This window comes from Methylobacterium sp. Leaf100 (assembly GCF_001422845.1).
Taxonomy (GTDB): domain Bacteria; phylum Pseudomonadota; class Alphaproteobacteria; order Rhizobiales; family Beijerinckiaceae; genus Methylobacterium.
This window is the reverse complement of sequence record NZ_LMMW01000045.1, coordinates 47,225-63,875: the sequence shown is the minus strand read 5'-3', so window position 1 is coordinate 63,875 and position 16,651 is coordinate 47,225. Positions and strand designations below refer to the sequence as shown.

Below are 16,651 nucleotides of genomic sequence, written 5' to 3'. Positions count from 1 at the left end.
ACCGGACAGCCTTCCATGTCGCATGATCAGGTGCGGGTGACCCGCGCGCTCCTTTCCGTCTCGGACAAGGCGGGGCTCGTCGCGTTCGCCCGGGCCCTCGACGCACGCGGCATCGCCCTCGTCTCCACCGGCGGCACCCACCGCGAACTCCAGGCCGCGGGCCTGCCTGTGGCGGAAGTCGCCGATCTCACCGGCTACCCCGAGATGATGGACGGACGGGTCAAGACCCTGCACCCGGCGGTCCATGGCGGCCTCCTGGCGGTGCGCGACAATCCCGAGCATCAAGCCGCGCTCGCCGCTCACGGCATCGCCGCGATCGACCTCCTCGTGGTCAACCTCTACCCGTTCGAGGCCACCATCGCGCGTGACGCATCCTACGACGACTGCGTGGAGAACATCGATGTCGGCGGTCCGGCGATGATCCGCGCGGCGGCCAAGAACCACGCCGACGTGGCCGTGGTGGTCGATGTCGCCGATTACGGCGCGATCCTCGCCGAGCTCGATGCCCAGGGGGGCTCCCTCTGCGGCGGCACGCGCCGGGCGCTCGCGGGCAAGGCCTTCGCGCGCACCGCCGCCTACGACGCGGCCATCGCCAACTGGATGGCAGGGCAGAGCGAGGGCACGGCCGGGACCTCGGCTCCGGCCTTCCGCGCCATCGGGGGGAGCCTCGCGCAAAGCCTGCGCTACGGCGAGAACCCGCATCAGAAGGCCGCCTTCTACCGGGCGCCGGGGCTCGTCCGCGCCGGAATCGCCAGCGCGCGCCAGCTTCAGGGCAAGGAGTTGTCCTACAACAACTTCAACGACACCGACGCGGCCTACGAATGCGTGGCCGAGTTCGATCCCGCCCGCATCGCCGCGGTGGCGATCATCAAGCACGCCAATCCGTGCGGGGTCGCCGAGGGTGCGAGCCTCGTCGAGGCCTACGAGCGGGCCCTCGCCTGCGACCCGACCTCGGCCTTCGGCGGCATCGTCGCCCTGAACCGGACCCTGGACGCCGAGGCCGCGGCGCGGATCGTCGAGATCTTCACCGAGGTGATCATCGCGCCCGATGCGAGCCCCGAGGCCATCGCCATCGTGGCGGGAAAGAAGAACCTCCGGCTGCTCCTCGCCGGCGGCCTGCCCGACCCGCGCGCGACCGGCGAGACGGTGAAGACGTTGTCCGGCGGCTTCCTCGTTCAGGACCGGGATGCCGCCGTCATCGACGACATGCCGCTGGATGTGGTGACGAAGCGCGCGCCCACCGAGCGGGAATACGCCGACCTGCGCTTTGCCTACCGCATCGCCAAGCACGTGAAGTCGAACGCCATCGTGTATGCCCGCGACGGCGCCACCGTCGGCATCGGCGCCGGGCAGATGTCGCGGGTGGATTCCTCCCGCATCGCCGCCTGGAAGGCCGCCGAGGGTGCGGCGCGCATCGGAGCCGCCGAGAGCCTCGCCAAGGGTGCGGTGGTCGCCTCGGATGCGTTCTTCCCGTTCGCCGACGGCCTCCTCGCCGCGGCCGAAGCGGGTGCGACGGCGGTGATCCAGCCGGGCGGCTCCATGCGGGACGCCGAGGTGATCGCCGCCGCCGACGCCGCCGGCCTCGCGATGGTGTTCACCGGACACCGCCACTTCCGGCACTGATCTCGCAGGTCGCGCCGCCCGCGCAACGTGCCGCATCCCGACCGAGGCCTACCTCCATGACCGACACCCAGACCTCATCCCGCCGTGGCGAGCGCCGCGCGGCCGGCAAGCGCCTGCGCGATTCGGTGCCGCGCGAGTCCCACGCCGAATGGCAGCCGGCGCCGGGTCGCGATCCCCTGGCGATCCTGAACGCCGGCGATTCCGGCCGGCTCATCGAACTCATTCCCCTGCGCCACGAGCGCATGCGGGCGAACCCCTTCGCCTTCCTACGCGGGGCCGCCGCCGTGATGGCCGCCGACCTCGTCGGTGCGCCGGCGCCGGGCATCCCGGTCCAGGCGTGCGGCGACTGCCATATCGGCAATTTCGGAGTGTATCGCAGCCCCGAAGGGCAGACCCTGTTCGACATCAACGATTTCGACGAGACCCTGTGGAACGTCGACTTCACCATCGACGTGAAGCGCCTCGCCGCCAGCGTCGCCGTCGCGGCCCTGTCGCAAGGCGAGGACAAGGCGCGCCGCGCGGCCCGGGCCGGCGTGCGGGCCTACCGCGAGCATATGCGGGCGCTCTCCGACCTGGCTCCGCTGAGCGTCTGGCACAGCCGGATCGACCTCGGCCACGAGATCGGACGCCTCGGCGATGGCGACCTCTGCCGCAGCCTCCTGGCCAAGGCCGCCACCGAGACCTCCGACGGCCTCAGCCACGGGGACGCGCCCGACCTGGATCCGGCCACACAGCGTTCCGACCCGGCGCACTGGCGCATCGCCGACAAGGCGCCGACGATCTTCCATGCCGGTGCGAACGGCTTGACCGAGGCGGTCGACGAGGCGGCGGCGGCGCTGCTGACCTACCCGCAGAGCCTGACCGCCGACCGCAACCTCCTGGTGCTGCGCTACGTTCAGCGCGACGTGGCCTTCAAGGTCGTGGGGATCGGCTCCGTGGGTACGGTCTGCGCCGTCGGGATCTACGCCGATGCCGATGGGGCGCCGCTGTTCCTTCAGATCAAGGAAGCGCGGCCCTCGGTTCTGGCTCCCCTGGCCCTGAGCCCGTTCTTCCTTGCGTCGGAGGGCCAGCGCGTCATCGACGGACAGCGCATCATGCAGGCGGCGAGCGACCCGTTTCTCGGCACGTCCCATTCCGGGCCGAGCGGCCGCTCCTATTACGTGCGGCAGCTGAAGAACAAGAAGCTCTCGGCCGTGGCCGAGATCCTCGCCGAGAGCGGGGCGAAGGCCTACGCGAAGCTGTGCGGAACCACCCTCGCGCGAGCGCATGCGCGCTCCGGCGACGCGACCACCATCGCGGGCTACCTCGGACGGGGGTCGGCCTTCGACGAGGCCATCGCCGAGTTCGCCATCCGCTACGCGCGGCAGACCCAGGCCGATCACGCCGCGATGGTCGACGCGGAGGGGTGAACGCCGGCTCCGGCCGATCCCGCTCGCATCCGACGAAAAAGGCCCCGTCCTGCGACGGGGCCTTTTCTCATCCGCTGCCCGAAGGCAGGCGACGTCCGGACGAATGTGCCGGATATCGTCCCCCTTCGGGGTCCATGAGGCTCAGGCCGAGCGGGCCGGTGCCTCGTCGTAGGTGAAGATATCGCGATCCTTGGTCTCGGGGATGAACAGGGCCCCGATGACGGCGGTCGCGAGGGCGATGACGATCGGGTACCAGAGGCCGAAGTAGATATCGCCGGTCTGGGCCACCATGGCGAAGGCAGTGGCCGGCAGGAGGCCGCCGAACCAGCCGTTGCCGATGTGGTAGGGCAGCGACATCGAGGTGTAGCGGATACGCGTCGGGAACAGCTCGACCAGGGCAGCCGCGATCGGGCCGTAGACCATCGTCACGTAGAGGACGAGGATCGTCAGGATGCCGATGATGGTCAGCTTCTGGGCCGAGAAAATGTCGATCATCTTGGCGAAGTTCGACAGGCCGTCCTTCGGGTCGATGACGATCTTCACGATGCTGGGGTTGTTGGCGGTCGGGTAGCCGGAGGCGGTGAGGGCGGCGCCGACATCCTTGGCGAAGGCCGGATCGGCGGCGGCGAACTCCTTGCCGGCGACGGTGACGGTGGCCTTGGTGCCGGCGGCGACCGGCTCTGTGGTGTAGTTCACCGCGGACCGGGCGAGCAGCGCCTTGGCAATGTCGCAGGAGTTGGTGAACTTGGCGGTGCCGACGGGATTGAACTGGAACGAGCAATCCGCCGGATCGGCCTTCACCACCACCTGGGTGTTCTGCTGGGCCGCGTGCAGGGCCGGATTGGCCGCAGCGGTCAGCGCCTTGAACAGCGGGAAGAAGGTCAGTGCCGCGATCACGCAACCGCCGAGGATGATCGGCTTGCGGCCGATCTTGTCGGAGAGCGCGCCGAAGAACAGGAACCCGCCGGTGCCGAGGATGAGCGACCAGGCGATGAGCACGTTGGCGGTGAACTGGTCGACCTTCAGGATCGTCTGCAGGAAGAACAGCGCGTAGAACTGACCGGTGTACCAGACCACGGCCTGGCCGGCGGTGAGACCGAGCAGGGCGAGGAGGGCCCACTTGGCGTTACGCCACTGGCCGAACGCCTCGGAGAGCGGCGCCTTCGAGCCAGTGCCTTCTTCCTTCATCTTCTTGAAGGCCGGGCTCTCCTGCATCTGCAGGCGGATCCAGACGGAGACGCCGAGCAGCACGATGGAGACCAGGAACGGGATGCGCCAGCCCCAGGCGGCGAACGGCGTGATGGTGCCGGCCGTGCCGTCGGCCAGGGTGGTGGCCACGGGGGCGTAGTTGGCGTTCACGTAGATCTGGGTGAACAGGATCACCATCAGCGACAGCAGCAGCCCCAGGGTCGCCGTGGTCTGGATGAAGGCGGTGTAGAAGCCGCGCCGGCCGCGGGGGGCGTGCTCGGCCACGTAGACCGCCGCACCGCCATACTCGCCGCCGAGCGCCAGGCCCTGCAGCATCCGCAAAGCCAGCAGCGCGACGGGGGCGACCCAGCCGACGCCGTACTCGTTCATGGTCGCGTAGGAGGGCAGCAGGCCGACGACGAAGGTCGAGATGCCCATGATCAGGATGGTGATGAGGAAGGTGTACTTGCGGCCGACCATGTCGCCGAGACGGCCGAACACCAGGGCACCGAACGGACGCACGAGGAAGCCGGCGGCGAAGGCCAGCAGGGCGAAGACGTTGCGCGTGGCTTCCGGGTAGGCGGAGAAGAACTGCGCCCCGATGATCGCTGCGAGCGAACCATAGAGGTAGAAATCATACCACTCGAACACGGTGCCGAGTGAGGACGCCAGGATGACCTTCTTCTCGCCAGCACTCATCGGCCGCGTGGCCGAATCGCTGACGGGCATTGCGCTTGACGCAACCATAACGACGTTTCTCCAGTATTTCGATCGCCCGAACGTTGTCCGCCCGTAGCTGTTGGACCCTTGTGCGTATCCAAGTTGTCGTGGCCCGGGGTGGCATGAACCGGCCCCAGGTCCGCGAGCGACGTTCCTGAATGCGTCGGGCCGAATGCTAAGCGACGCCTCGATTTCGCCCAATAGCGCCGCAGCAACGGAGAGTACCGAATTCGAAACGAATTCGGTAAAATGACAATTATTTTTTGTTCTGGGCGAGGATTAAAGCGTCCACCCATGCGTGAAGGGGCGCGGATTGCGCCGTGCCCCTTCAGATCTCGAGCTTTTCCGTCCTCGCAGCCTCAGTGTGCGTGCGCTCCGTCGGCACCGATTCCGGTCTCCGAGCGGATGAACTGTGCCTCGAACGACGCCCGTTCGGCCTGGGCCCGACGGGTGTTGTCGAGCTTCGAGACGACGAAGATCGTCAGGAAGGCGAGCGGCATCGAGAACAGGGCCGGGTTGTCGTAGGGAAAGATGGCGACCGGATTGCCGAATGTGGTCACCCAGACGGCCTTCGACAGCACCACCATACCGACGGCTGCGACGAGGCCGACGAGACCGCCGATGAGCGCCCCCCAGGTCGTCGTGCCCTTCCACAGGATGGACATGGCCAGGACCGGGAAGTTGCAGCTCGCCGCCACCGAGAAGGCGAGGCCCACCATGAAGGCGACGTTCTGGTTCTCGAAGACGTACCCGAGGTAGATCGCCACGATGCCGATGACGACGGCGGCGATCTTCGAGAGACGCACTTCCGCCGCCTCGTTGGTGCGCCCGCGGGCGATCACCTGGGCGTAGAGGTCGTGGCTGACCGCAGAGGCACCCGCCAGGGTCAGGCCCGCCACCACCGCCAGGATGGTCGCGAAGGCCACGGCCGAGATGAAGCCGAGGAAGTACGGACCGCCCACCGCGTTGGCGAGGTTCACCGCCACCATGTTGGTGCCGCCGATCATGCCTTTCAGCTTGTCGAAGGCGCCGGCCGCATCGAGGTTGAAGTAGGCCGGATCGGACATCAGCAGGGAGATGCCACCGAACCCGATGATGAACGTGAGGATATAGAAGTAGCCGATCAGACCGGTCGCATAGAACACCGACTTGCGGGCGGCCTGGGCGTCCGACACCGTGAAGAAGCGCATCAGGATATGCGGCAGGCCGGCGGTGCCGAACATCAGGCCGACGCCGAGCGAGATCGCCTCGATCGGGTTGTTGACGAGGCCGCCCGGCGCCATGATCGCGTCACCCTTCGGGTGCGTGGCGACGGCGGCGGCGAACAGGGTCTCGGGGTTGAAGCCGTAGCGGTAGAGCACCGCGCCGGCCATGAAGGTGGCCCCGCCCAGCAGCAGGCAGGCCTTGATCACCTGCACCCAGGTGGTCGCCTTCATGCCGCCGAAGGCGACGTAGACGATCATCAGCACGCCGACGATGATGACGGCGTAGAGATAGGGCAGGCCGAACAGGAGCTGGATCAGTTTCCCCGCGCCGACCATCTGGGCGATCAGATAGAACGCCACCACCACCAGCGTGCCGGTGGCCGAGATGATGCGGATCGAGGTCTGGTCGAGGCGGAAGCTCGCCACGTCCGCGAACGTGAACTTCCCGAGATTGCGCAGGCGCTCGGCGATGAGGAACAGCACGATCGGCCAGCCTACGAGGAAGCCGGTGGAGTAGATCAGCCCGTCGAAGCCCGAGGTGTAGACGAGGCCGGAGATTCCGAGGAACGAGGCGGCCGACATGTAGTCGCCCGCGATGGCGAGCGAGTTGGTCCCGGCCGAGATGCCGCCGCCGGCGGCGTAGAAGTCGGCGGCCGACTTGGTGCCCTTGGCGGCCTTGTAGGTGATGCCGAGGGTGAAAATCACGAAGAACGCGAACATGCCGATGGCCGGCCAGTTCGTCGCCGATTTCGTGACGTTGCCGAGGTCCGGGCCGGCCGCGTAGGCGACGCTGGCGGCGAGGCCCGCGAGGGTGGTGCCGAGGACGATGGGGTGCCGGAGGCGGATCATCGGCCGAGATCCCGCTTCAGCGCGGCGGTCAGGTCATCGTAGCGGCCGTTGGCGCGCTGGACGTAGATGCCCGTGAGGATGAAGGCGAGCACGATCACGGTGACGCCGAGGACGAGGCCGAGGGAGGCGGTGCCGCCGCCGATCTTCACGGCCAGCAGCGCCTTGTCGAACGCGATGAGGCCGATGAAGCCGAAGTAGATCAACAGCATGATGGCGGTGAGCGTCCAGCCGAACCGCGTGCGCTCGTGGACGAGCTCTTGGAAACGCGGATTCTGCGCGACGCGCGCAGTCTCGAGATCCGACATGACATGATCCTCCCCGGGCGCTGTCTCTTGACGGACCAGCATCCCGTTGTGACGAAGCGTGTGTGCGAACGCAGGTGCGCGGGCATCGGAATGCCCGCGCGGATGATCGGACCGGTGTCGCTCAGTGAGTCCGGTTCTGGCGATTCTCGATGAGGTCGTCGACGACCGCCGGCTCGGCGAGGGTCGAGGTGTCGCCGAGGGACGAGAACTCGTCCTCCGCGATCTTGCGCAGGATGCGACGCATGATCTTGCCCGAGCGGGTCTTCGGCAGACCGGGCGCGAACTGGATCAGGTCCGGAGACGCGATCGGGCCGATATCCTTGCGGACCCAGGCCACGAGCTGCTTGCGCAGGTCGTCCGAGCCCTCCTCGCCCTCCATCAGGGTGACGTAGGCGTAGATGCCCTGTCCCTTCATGGCATGGGGATACCCGACCACCGCCGCCTCGGAGACCTTGGCGTGGGCCACGAGGGAGGATTCCACCTCCGCCGTTCCCATCCGGTGCCCCGAGACGTTGATCACGTCGTCGACACGCCCCGTGATCCAGTAATAGCCGTCGGCGTCGCGCCGGCAGCCGTCACCCGTGAAGTAGGTGCCGGGATAGGTCGCGAAGTAGGTCTGCTCGAAGCGCTCGTGGTCGCCGTAGACCGTGCGCATCTGGCCGGGCCAGGAATCCGCGATACACAGATTGCCCTCGCACGGACCGTCGAGGACCTTGCCTTCGGCATCGACGATGATCGGCTGCACGCCGAAGAACGGCCGGGTGGCCGAGCCGGGCTTGAGCTTGGTGGCGCCCGGCAGGGGGGTGATGAGGATGCCGCCGGTCTCGGTCTGCCACCAGGTGTCGACGATGGGGCACCGGGAATCGCCCACCACCTTGAAGTACCACTCCCAGGCCTCGGGGTTGATCGGTTCGCCGACGGAGCCGAGGACCCGCAGGGACGACCGCGAGGTCCGCTTCACCGGGGCTTCGCCGCCGCCCATGAGGGAGCGGATGGCGGTGGGCGCGGTGTAGAAGATGTTGACCTTGTGCTTGTCGACGACGTCCCAGAAGCGGGAGTTCGACGGATAGGTCGGGATGCCCTCGAACATCAGCGTCGTGGCGCCGTTGGCGAGCGGCCCGTAGACGATGTAGCTGTGCCCCGTCACCCAGCCGACATCGGCGGTGCACCAGTAGACCTCGCCCTCGCGATAATCGAAGACGTATTGGTGCGTCATCGACGCGTAGACGAGGTAGCCGCCGGTGGTGTGGACCACGCCCTTGGGCTGGCCGGTGGAGCCGGAGGTGTAGAGGATGAAGAGCGGGTGCTCGGCCTCCACGGCCTCGGCCGGGCACTCGTCGGTGACCTGAGCGGCGGCCTCGTCGTAATAGACGTCGCGGCCCGGCTCCATGGCGACGTCGGAGCCCGTGCGGCGCACCACCACCACGTGGTCCACGGCGTCCTTGCCGAGACGCGCGATGGCCGCATCGACATTGGCCTTCAGCGGAACCTTGCGGCCGCCGCGCAGGCCCTCGTCGGCCGTGATGACGAGCTTGGAGGCGCAGCCCTCGATGCGGCCGGCGAGGGAATCCGGCGAGAACCCGCCGAACACGATGGAATGGATCGCCCCGAGCCGCGCGCAGGCGAGCATGGCGTAGGCGGCCTCGGGAATCATCGGCAGGTAGAGGGTGACGCGGTCACCCTTCGAGACGCCACGATTGCGCAGCACGTTCGCCATCCGGCAGACTTCGGCGTGAAGCTGACGGTAGGTGATGTGCTTGGATTCCGTCGGGTCGTCGCCCTCCCAGATGATCGCGACCTGATCGCCGCGTGTCTCGAGGTGGCGATCGATGCAGTTGTAGGCGACGTTGGTGCGTCCGTCCTCGAACCACTTGATGTCGATATTGCCCGGCTCGAAGCTGGTCTGCTTCACCTTGGTGAACGGTGTGGACCAGTCGATCCGCTTGCCGTGCTCGCCCCAGAATGCGGCAGGGTCGTCGACGGAGGCCCTGTACATGGCCTGATACTTCGCATCGTCCACATGGGCACCTTCGACCCACTCGGTGCGGACTGCCACCACCTTCTCGTCCATGACGTTTTCCCTGAGCGGTGCCCGATCGTATCGCGATGATCCGCGCAGCCGGGGCTTCCCAAAACCTTCTTATGCTTAGGGGGATAGTCGCTGCAAGCACCTTACCGGCGAGACTTCTGGACAGGTTGCCCGAAGATCGGGCGGTGGCGCAGTCAGTTGCAGCCGGTGCAGATTCCCGACCCGATCTTGCGGTCGAGGGTGCGCTCGCGTCGGGTCGGCTCGGCGGATTCCCGGGGGCTCGCGCCGTCGAGGGCCCGGCCCGGCGGCTTGGTCACCCCGGTGGAGGTGATGTTGCGAAATTCGCCGGCGGATTCGAGGTTCTTCAGGGGCGCCGCGTCCGTCCCCTGCGCCGGGGCGGGGGTGGCGGCCAAGGCCATCAGACCTGCGACCAGGAACACACGGCTCCATACGATCCTGAGCATGGGAACCTCCTGCTTTTTCAGACAACGCGCGGAGCCTGCGCGAGGTTCTAGCCTTCCGCGCGCCGGCTCGCCTGGGCTGCGGGGAACAGCATCTCCACCAGGGTGCCCTCGTCCTTGCGGCTGGTGATCCGGAACTCGCCGCGGTTGGCCTCCACCAGGGCCTTGGTGATCGGCAGGCCGAGGCCGGTGTCTCCACCCGGGCGCGGGCCCTGCACCGGCGCGGCGCGGTAAGGCTCCAGCAGGGTCTCGATCTCGTCGGGCGTGAGGCCGATGCCGGTGTCGCGGACCCTGAGGGCGATCTCGCCCCGGTCGGCCATGGTGGTGGAGACGATGACCTGACCGCCGGCCTCGGTGAAGCGGATCGCATTGGCGATGACCGTCAAGGCCGCCTGACGCAGGGAGCGTTCGTCGGCGAGCAGCGGCGCGAGATCGGCTGAGAAACTCGTCCGCACCACGATGCGCTCGCGCGCGGCCTCCGGCTGCATCTGGGCGACGCAGCGCGAGACGAGATCGTTCAGGGGAATCTCGGTGAAGTCGAGATCGAGATGCCCGGCCTCGATCCGGGCGAGGTCGTTGAGATCGTCGACGAGGCCCAGAACCTCCGAACCGGATTTGCGAATGTCGTCGAGGTAGTTGCGGTAGCGCTCGTTGCCCAGGGGACCGAAGGGCTCGGTGAGCATCAGATCCGTGAACCCGAGGATGCCGCTCATCGGCGTCCGGATGGCGTGGCTGACCCGAGCCAGGAACGCCGATTTCCGAACGTTCGCCGTCTCGGCGAGACGCAGGGCCTCCGAGGAGGACGCCGCTGCATCCTGGGTGAGCCGCACATCCGGCCCGCGCTGCGGACGAAGGATCGCGCAGAGCCGGGTCTCGGCGTCGCGCGGGACCGTGCGGATGGTCAGCCGGAGGGGGAGGGGGCCGTCCGGCCCGCGGGCGATCACTTCGCAGGCCGCTTCGCCGGGGGACGATCCCGGTTCGGGAACGCCATGCGTGGCGGCCAGCACGTCGACGGCGCTTTCCGGCGCGAACAGACTGAGGAAACTCTCACCCACGACCTCGCGGGGATCGGCACCGAACAGAGCGGCGGCCGCACGGTTGAGGGCGAGGATGCGGGCGCTGTCGTCCAGGGTGACGACCCCCTCGTCGAGGGCGTCGAGGATGCCGAGGGCGTCCTGGGCACGGCGCGCGGCGAAATCCTGCGCGATCCGCTCGGCCGTTCGTGCGCGGGCCGGTTCGTCCTTCACAGCGTCGCGCGCGAGAAGAATTTCGGCCGGGCGGCCGCACCAATCGATGGCCGAGCGCTGGAGTTCGACGCCGCGATGGGCGCCGTCGCGCGCCGTCAGGATCGCGGGCGCGTCGCTCGTCGGGCGTTCGTGCGGGGGCAGACCGCGGAACAGGTGAGCGATGCCGCCGGCCGCCACGAGGGCCGGGAAATCGGGAAACCCGGCGAGATCGAGGAGCGTGCGGTTGGCGAACAGGACGTCGTCGCCCCGATAGACGAGTACGCCCGTGGGCAGGCGTTCGAGCGTGGCGACCACGGCCGCGTCCGGCGCCGGCTCCTCCGGCTCAGGCGCCCGGGGCGGCGGTCCGGGAAATGCCATCACGGCGCCGCTCGGGTTGGCACGTCCCTCGTCGCGCGAAGCCTCCGCCAGATCGTCGCCGGCGAAACGCGCACCCAGGGCGCGGGCGATCTCGCGGAACGCCGCATGCTCGTGAGTCGTCAGGGACTCGTGGGTCACCGGTGTTCCTTGGGTCACCGGTGTTTCTTGGGTCACCGGTGTTTCTTGGGTCACCGGTGTTTCTTGGGTCGTCGGGGATAGATCGACGTCCGGGGCCGGCGTGCCGGATGCGGCTTCCGACGGCGAGGGTTCCGAGATCGGCTCGTCCGGCGCGGTCTCAAGTCGTTGCGTCGGGTCCTCCTGTGGTGCGGCCTCGGAGAGTGGTACCGGGGTGGGGGGGGTCGGGACGACCGCTTCGGGTTCGGATACAGCAGCGGCCTCGACGCCGCGCACGATGCCGAAGCCCGCGAACCCGCGTGGCGGCTGTCCGGTGCGCGCCAGCGGCGCCCCGGACAGGTCGAGTTCGACGACACGGCTCGGGCCGGCGAGGTGGATGCACAAGGGGATCGCCCGGAACGTGCGGTTGGCGGCGAGGACGGCGAGCAGACCTTCGGCATCCCGGGCGATGCCGCCTTGCGACAACGCGGTCCAGGATCGCCCGACGATCGCGCCGCGCAGGAGTGCGCCGGCCGGACCGTCCACACGCACGAGGGTGCCGGCCGCATCGGTCGTCCAGGTGAAGCGCGGAACGGCGCTCGGCTCGGCTGGCACATCCGCGGGCACATCCGCCTCCGCCGCAGGCAGGGAGGACGCGGCGGGCGGGACTGTCTCGGGATGCCCGCTCGGAGCAGCCGGCACGACGGGGCGCAGTCGGGGAACGGCCTCCGTCAGGACGAGAACCCGCACGACGCGACCGTCGGACACCGTCCCCAGAACCACGAGACAGGTCGTCGGCGGGGCAAGGCCGCGCCGGTCGAACCGGATTCGGGTCAGGGCGGGCCGGGGCGTCGCCTGGATCTGCGCAGCGAGACGAAGGCTCGGCAGGACGACCCCGTTCGCGTCCGCGATGGCATGCGCCAAAGGACGTGCCGCACTGGATGCGTGGACGAGGCGGGTACCGGCCTCGTCGAAGATCAGCAGGGCGCAGCCGGGCACGTTCAGGAGCGGCCCGAGGCGCGGTTCGCCCCCGAGACTCCGCACCAGGGCTCCCAGCGCCGCATCGTCCGGGACAAGCCCTTCGACCCCGTTATCGAACATTCGCACCCGTTTCACGTGGCGAGCTTATGGAGAGGATGTTTTCTCTTAACCCCAGCCGGGCCGGAGAGTGGACATCAATCGGTGGCGCCACACGTTTACCTGTTGTCAATCTTAATGCAGCCGCACAGGGTGGCATAGGGCGGACGGTGTGTTATTGTGCAGCGCACAACGAACGAATCAACAAGCAGTCCAAGAAGGAGAGGATGATGACCAGCACCCCGAATTATGAAGTCCCCGCCGAGATGCGCGACTTCGCCGAGAAGAGTGTCGATCAGGCCCGCAAGGCGTTCGATTCATTCATCAGCGCCGCCCGTCGCACAGCCGATACGGTCCAGGGTTCGGCCGAGACCGCCCGCACCAGCGCGCACGACGTGTCCGCCCGCGGCTTCGAGTTCGCCGAGCAGAACGTGACGGCGGCCTTCGACCTCGCCCAGAAGCTGGTCCGCTCGCGCGACCTCCAGGAGGCCATGCAGCATCAGGCGGAGTTCGTCCGCAGCCAGTTCGCGGCGATCCAGGCGCAGGCCAAGGAGTTCGGCGGTCTCGCTCAGACGGCGATGCAGCAGAGCGCAGAGAAGGCCAAGGGCGTCATGCAGGAATCGGCTGAGCAGGCCCGCAAGGCCATGGAGCAGGGGGCCGAAGCCGCGCGTAAGGCCGGCGCCGACACCGAGCAGGCCCTGCGCAACGCCACCAACAACTGAGATCCGGCTCGTCCGAGATCCCGGTTCGGTCAAGCCACCGATCGACGCCCGACGGCTCGTCCCGCATCCCAGCGGGGCGGGCCGTTTTCGTCGTCGCCATATTCCTAGGCGCCATGCTCGAAAACCCGATTCCCCTCCGCGCCGCGATGCCTTAACGGTTGCGCCCCGCCGGGCGTCCCGCCACGAGCGGACCGGATCAATCGAGGAGCTGCGTATCCCGATGCGACCTGCCTACCGAATCAGCGTGATGGTCGCGGCCCTGACCGCCGTGCTCGGGTCCCAAGGCGCCAGCGCACAATACTACGACGACGGTTACGACCGTCCGCCGCCGCGCCGCTACTACGACGACCGTGGGCCTCCGCCGCGCCGCGCCTATGACGATCCCTACGGGCGTCCGCCGCCGCGCCGGGTCGCGACGGGCCTCAATTGCGACGCCGTGCAGTCCGGTCTCACGGGCTTCAAGCCCTATTCCTGTCCCTTGCCGGGGCCGCGCCCCCTCGGTGTACGCTGCTTCTGCGACATGCCCATCGCCTCGTTCAGCGCGCCGCAGACCGCCGTCGGCCGGGTGGTCCCGTAACGGACCGGCCTGGCCCCCATCTCCTGCACCCCGTCTACGGACACGAAATCGCCGCCCCCTCGAACGAAGGGGCGGCGATTTCGATTTACGTCGGTTTCCGGCCGGCGCCCGAAAGGATCAGTTCAGAACGACGACCTTGGCACCGACCCGGACACGCTCGTAGAGGTCGGTGACGTCCTCGTTGGTCATCCGGATGCAGCCCGAGGAGACCGCCTGCCCGATGGTGTCCGGCTCGTTGGAGCCATGGATGCGGTACTCGGTGTTGCCGATGTACATGGCCCGTGCGCCGAGGGGGTTCTCGACTCCGCCGGCCATGTAGCGCGGCAGATCGGGACGGCGGGCAATCATGGCGGCTGGCGGAGTCCACGACGGCCATTCCTTCTTGGCCGTCACGGTCTTGGTGCCAGACCACGTGAAGCCCGGGCGACCGACGCCGACGCCATAGCGAATCGCCTCGCCACCCGGCAGGACGAAGTACAGCCGGCGCTCGGAGGTCGAGACCACGACGGTCCCGGGCTTGTAGTCGCCCCGGAAGGCGACGAGTTCACGCGGGATCGGAGCCACCTGCGCCTGGGGAGCGGCCTGGACACCCTGGCCGACCGTGCCCTGGTAGCCATAGGGGCTCGCGCCGGTCTGCCCGTAAGCGGGGTCGGCGTAGTAGTCTTCGCCGGCATCGCCGCCGAAGGGATCGTAGGGGTTCGCCAGCACCGGGCTGCTGGACAGGACACAGACGCTGAGAATGCCCGCGAGGGCGGAGGCCAAGGTCTTCATCGTTGATGCCTTACCTGAAGCGTAACCTTTGCTATACAAGCGTAAGCGTAGGGTGCCGGTTCCACGAGGCCCTGAAGATTTCGTTTCTCCGCCGATCGCGCGCGATCAGAACACCTCGTCGGTGTGCACGTCGAAGCGGGCGAGGTGCGCGTAGCCGAAGTTGGTGGTGATCGCCACGTCCGTGGCATCCCGTCCCCGGGCCATGACGATGCGGCCGATGCGCGGCGTGTTGTGGCGGGCGTCGAAGGTGTACCAGCCTCCGTCGAGATAGACCTCGAACCAGGCCGAGAAATCCATCGGATCGGGCACGGGCGGAATCCCGATGTCGCCGAGATAGCCGGTGCAGTAGCGTGCCGGGATGTTCATGCACCGACAGAAGGCGACCGCGAGGTGCGCGAAGTCCCGGCACACGCCCTGGCGCTGCATGAACCCGTCCCAGGCCGTGCGGGTGGCGTCCGCACACATGTAGTCGAAGCGGATTCGCTCGTGAACGTAGTCGACGATGGCCTGAACCCGGCCCCAGCCCATGGGCGTGCCGCCGAACAGGGACCAGGCCGTCTCGGACAGCTTGTCCGTGTCGCAGTAGCGGCTGCCGAGGAGGTAGACGAGCACGTCCGACGGGAGGTTCTGGACCTCGATCTGCTGTGCCCAGGGGGCGTACACGTCTGGCTGCCCGGAATCCTGAACGATGAAATCGGCCGAGATGGTCAGCCGCCCCGTCGGCGTGACGATGCGCGTGAGGATGTTGTCGAAGACGTCACGGTATTCCTGCGACGGGATCGGCGGATCGAAAGTGATCATATGCGGCGTGAGCAGGTCGGGCATCCGGGAGGGATGGACGCTCAGCGCCAGGATCATGGGGGTCGGCTGAGCCGATTCGAAGGCGATGTCGAACCCAGTCCTGATCTTCATGACGCTTACCCAATCTCTCGAATTTGAAATGTCGTGTCCCGCGGGAAGATCCGGGCAATGCAGTAATTGGACCGTCAACGCGCGATCATAGGGTCCGGAACCCGTGCATCGCCAGCACCCGGCTCGACTTCATCCACGGCGACGCTCACGGTCATGCCGAGGTCGTCCGCGGGAAACCCGAAGAAGGAGCCGTGCAGGGGCACGGCCTGGCGCGGATCGCGGGCAACGGCGACGCGGATCAGGTCGCGGTTGCCCACGATCCCGTTGGTCGGATCGAATTCGATCCAGCCGGCACCCGGCAGGTAGACCTGCACCCAGGCATGGGTGGAGCCGCCGCCGACATGGCGTTCACGGTCGCCACGCGGGTTGTAGAGGTAGCCGGAGACGAACCGTGCGGCCATGCCGAGCGCCCGCACGGCCTCGATCATCAGCACGGCGAAGTCGCGACAGCTCCCGCGCTTCAAGCGCAGGGTGGTGACCGGGTCCTGGACGCCCTTCTCCGAGCGAGCGAGGTAGGCGAAGTTGCGCCGAACGCTGCGGGTCATCTCGGCGAGGAGATCCTGGGTCGCGATCCGGCCGTTGGGCGGGACGAAGCCGCGGGCCCAGGCGTCGACCTCGTTGCGCGGATCGGGATGCTGCCGCTCCATCGAGCGGCTGAGGTCGGGGATGTCATCGGCGCCGTAGCCGAACGGGTAGAAGGCCGCGTGCGGGGCGAGCGGGAAGATCGGCGCGAGTTCGGGCGTGTGATCGAGGGTGATGGTGCAGTCGAAGGTCAGGGTAGAGGCCCGCCCCTGGAAGGACGCCACGGCGACGCAATTGCCGAACACGTCGTGCAGCCAGCGCAACGACACCGGCTCGGGCGTGATCTTCAGGGCGGCGGAGAGGAGCCGCTGATCGTAACTGTCGCGCGGCCGGAACATGATCCGGTGCTCGCCGAACGCCACCGGCTGACGATAGCGATACGTGGTGATGTGGCGGACGGACAGAATCGGCACGAATCGGCTCCACCGCGCCGGGCGGCGCGGTCTCGTCCTCGATTAATGCAAGAGGTGCGCCCAAGCGAGATGGTGCGATGCAAAAGGCGG

Annotated in this window: 13 protein-coding genes; 4 read left to right on the top strand and 9 right to left on the bottom strand. The window is 68.0% G+C overall.

Annotated features, from left to right (window positions below):
- Nucleotides 1-15: 15 nt before the first annotated feature.
- Both purH and ASF25_RS16320 read left to right on the top strand, forming a co-directional pair.
- Complete coding sequence (gene purH, locus ASF25_RS16325; protein WP_056305917.1) at nt 16-1,623, top strand: bifunctional phosphoribosylaminoimidazolecarboxamide formyltransferase/IMP cyclohydrolase; 1,608 nt, start codon at nt 16-18, stop codon at nt 1,621-1,623.
- A 56-nt stretch (nt 1,624-1,679) separates the two neighbouring features.
- Entirely contained in the window at nt 1,680-3,032 is a 1,353-nt protein-coding gene (locus ASF25_RS16320) for a DUF2252 domain-containing protein (RefSeq protein WP_056305914.1), read from the top strand.
- A gap of 141 nt (nt 3,033-3,173) precedes the next feature.
- Here the strand turns inward: ASF25_RS16320 and ASF25_RS16315 are convergent, their stop codons facing one another.
- The 6 genes from ASF25_RS16315 to ASF25_RS16290 all read right to left on the bottom strand — a co-directional run bounded on the left by ASF25_RS16315 (nt 3,174) and on the right by ASF25_RS16290 (nt 12,608).
- Nucleotides 3,174-4,919 (bottom strand): MFS transporter, encoded by a 1,746-nt coding sequence (locus ASF25_RS16315; RefSeq protein ID WP_082479296.1) that lies wholly within the window; start codon nt 4,917-4,919, stop codon nt 3,174-3,176.
- 380 nt (nt 4,920-5,299) lie between these two features.
- Nucleotides 5,300-6,994 (bottom strand): cation acetate symporter, encoded by a 1,695-nt coding sequence (locus ASF25_RS16310; RefSeq protein ID WP_056173592.1) that lies wholly within the window; start codon nt 6,992-6,994, stop codon nt 5,300-5,302.
- Complete coding sequence (locus ASF25_RS16305; RefSeq protein ID WP_056173595.1) at nt 6,991-7,299, bottom strand: DUF485 domain-containing protein; 309 nt, start codon at nt 7,297-7,299, stop codon at nt 6,991-6,993. The genes ASF25_RS16310 and ASF25_RS16305 overlap by 4 nt, the downstream gene beginning before the upstream one ends.
- 121 nt (nt 7,300-7,420) lie before the next feature.
- On the bottom strand, nt 7,421-9,370 hold the full coding sequence (gene acs / locus ASF25_RS16300; RefSeq protein WP_056173597.1) for an acetate--CoA ligase: 1,950 nt from the start codon (nt 9,368-9,370) through the stop codon (nt 7,421-7,423).
- 152 nt (nt 9,371-9,522) lie between these two features.
- A complete protein-coding gene (locus ASF25_RS16295; RefSeq protein ID WP_082479258.1) occupies nt 9,523-9,792 on the bottom strand; it encodes a hypothetical protein in 270 nt (89 codons plus the stop codon).
- A gap of 47 nt (nt 9,793-9,839) precedes the next feature.
- Entirely contained in the window at nt 9,840-12,608 is a 2,769-nt protein-coding gene (locus tag ASF25_RS16290; protein WP_056305911.1) for a HAMP domain-containing sensor histidine kinase, read from the bottom strand.
- Between the two features lie 206 nt (nt 12,609-12,814).
- Between ASF25_RS16290 and ASF25_RS16285 the strand changes: the two genes are divergently transcribed.
- Together ASF25_RS16285 and ASF25_RS16280 are read left to right on the top strand one after the other, a co-directional pair.
- The gene (locus ASF25_RS16285) at nt 12,815-13,306 is read left to right on the top strand and encodes a phasin (RefSeq protein WP_056174137.1); all 492 of its coding nucleotides are present in this window, start codon (nt 12,815-12,817) and stop codon (nt 13,304-13,306) included.
- Nucleotides 13,307-13,553: 247 nt separating this feature from the next.
- Nucleotides 13,554-13,883, top strand: a complete 330-nt coding sequence (locus ASF25_RS16280) for a hypothetical protein (protein WP_244473075.1) — start codon at nt 13,554-13,556, stop codon at nt 13,881-13,883.
- Nucleotides 13,884-14,000: 117 nt separating this feature from the next.
- Here the strand turns inward: ASF25_RS16280 and ASF25_RS16275 are convergent, their stop codons facing one another.
- The 3 genes from ASF25_RS16275 to ASF25_RS16265 all read right to left on the bottom strand — a co-directional run bounded on the left by ASF25_RS16275 (nt 14,001) and on the right by ASF25_RS16265 (nt 16,561).
- Nucleotides 14,001-14,654: a L,D-transpeptidase gene (locus ASF25_RS16275; RefSeq protein ID WP_056262098.1), complete on the bottom strand. Its 654-nt coding sequence runs from the start codon at nt 14,652-14,654 to the stop codon at nt 14,001-14,003.
- Nucleotides 14,655-14,759: 105 nt separating this feature from the next.
- A complete protein-coding gene (locus tag ASF25_RS16270; RefSeq protein ID WP_056305909.1) occupies nt 14,760-15,566 on the bottom strand; it encodes a transglutaminase family protein in 807 nt (268 codons plus the stop codon).
- A 74-nt stretch (nt 15,567-15,640) separates the two neighbouring features.
- On the bottom strand, nt 15,641-16,561 hold the full coding sequence (locus tag ASF25_RS16265; protein ID WP_056262094.1) for a transglutaminase family protein: 921 nt from the start codon (nt 16,559-16,561) through the stop codon (nt 15,641-15,643).
- Nucleotides 16,562-16,651 lie beyond the last annotated feature (90 nt).

What these genes read in the sequence shown, in the direction of transcription:
- purH (WP_056305917.1), top strand. Translation starts at nt 16, where the DNA reads ATGTCGCATGATCAGGTGCGGGTGACCCGCGCGCTCCTTTCCGTCTCG.
- ASF25_RS16320 (WP_056305914.1), top strand. Translation starts at nt 1,680, where the DNA reads ATGACCGACACCCAGACCTCATCCCGCCGTGGCGAGCGCCGCGCGGCC.
- ASF25_RS16315 (WP_082479296.1), bottom strand. Translation starts at nt 4,919, where the DNA reads ATGAGTGCTGGCGAGAAGAAGGTCATCCTGGCGTCCTCACTCGGCACC.
- ASF25_RS16310 (WP_056173592.1), bottom strand. Translation starts at nt 6,994, where the DNA reads ATGATCCGCCTCCGGCACCCCATCGTCCTCGGCACCACCCTCGCGGGC.
- ASF25_RS16305 (WP_056173595.1), bottom strand. Translation starts at nt 7,299, where the DNA reads ATGTCGGATCTCGAGACTGCGCGCGTCGCGCAGAATCCGCGTTTCCAA.
- acs (WP_056173597.1), bottom strand. Translation starts at nt 9,370, where the DNA reads ATGGACGAGAAGGTGGTGGCAGTCCGCACCGAGTGGGTCGAAGGTGCC.
- ASF25_RS16295 (WP_082479258.1), bottom strand. Translation starts at nt 9,792, where the DNA reads ATGCTCAGGATCGTATGGAGCCGTGTGTTCCTGGTCGCAGGTCTGATG.
- ASF25_RS16290 (WP_056305911.1), bottom strand. Translation starts at nt 12,608, where the DNA reads ATGTTCGATAACGGGGTCGAAGGGCTTGTCCCGGACGATGCGGCGCTG.
- ASF25_RS16285 (WP_056174137.1), top strand. Translation starts at nt 12,815, where the DNA reads ATGACCAGCACCCCGAATTATGAAGTCCCCGCCGAGATGCGCGACTTC.
- ASF25_RS16280 (WP_244473075.1), top strand. Translation starts at nt 13,554, where the DNA reads ATGGTCGCGGCCCTGACCGCCGTGCTCGGGTCCCAAGGCGCCAGCGCA.
- ASF25_RS16275 (WP_056262098.1), bottom strand. Translation starts at nt 14,654, where the DNA reads ATGAAGACCTTGGCCTCCGCCCTCGCGGGCATTCTCAGCGTCTGTGTC.
- ASF25_RS16270 (WP_056305909.1), bottom strand. Translation starts at nt 15,566, where the DNA reads ATGAAGATCAGGACTGGGTTCGACATCGCCTTCGAATCGGCTCAGCCG.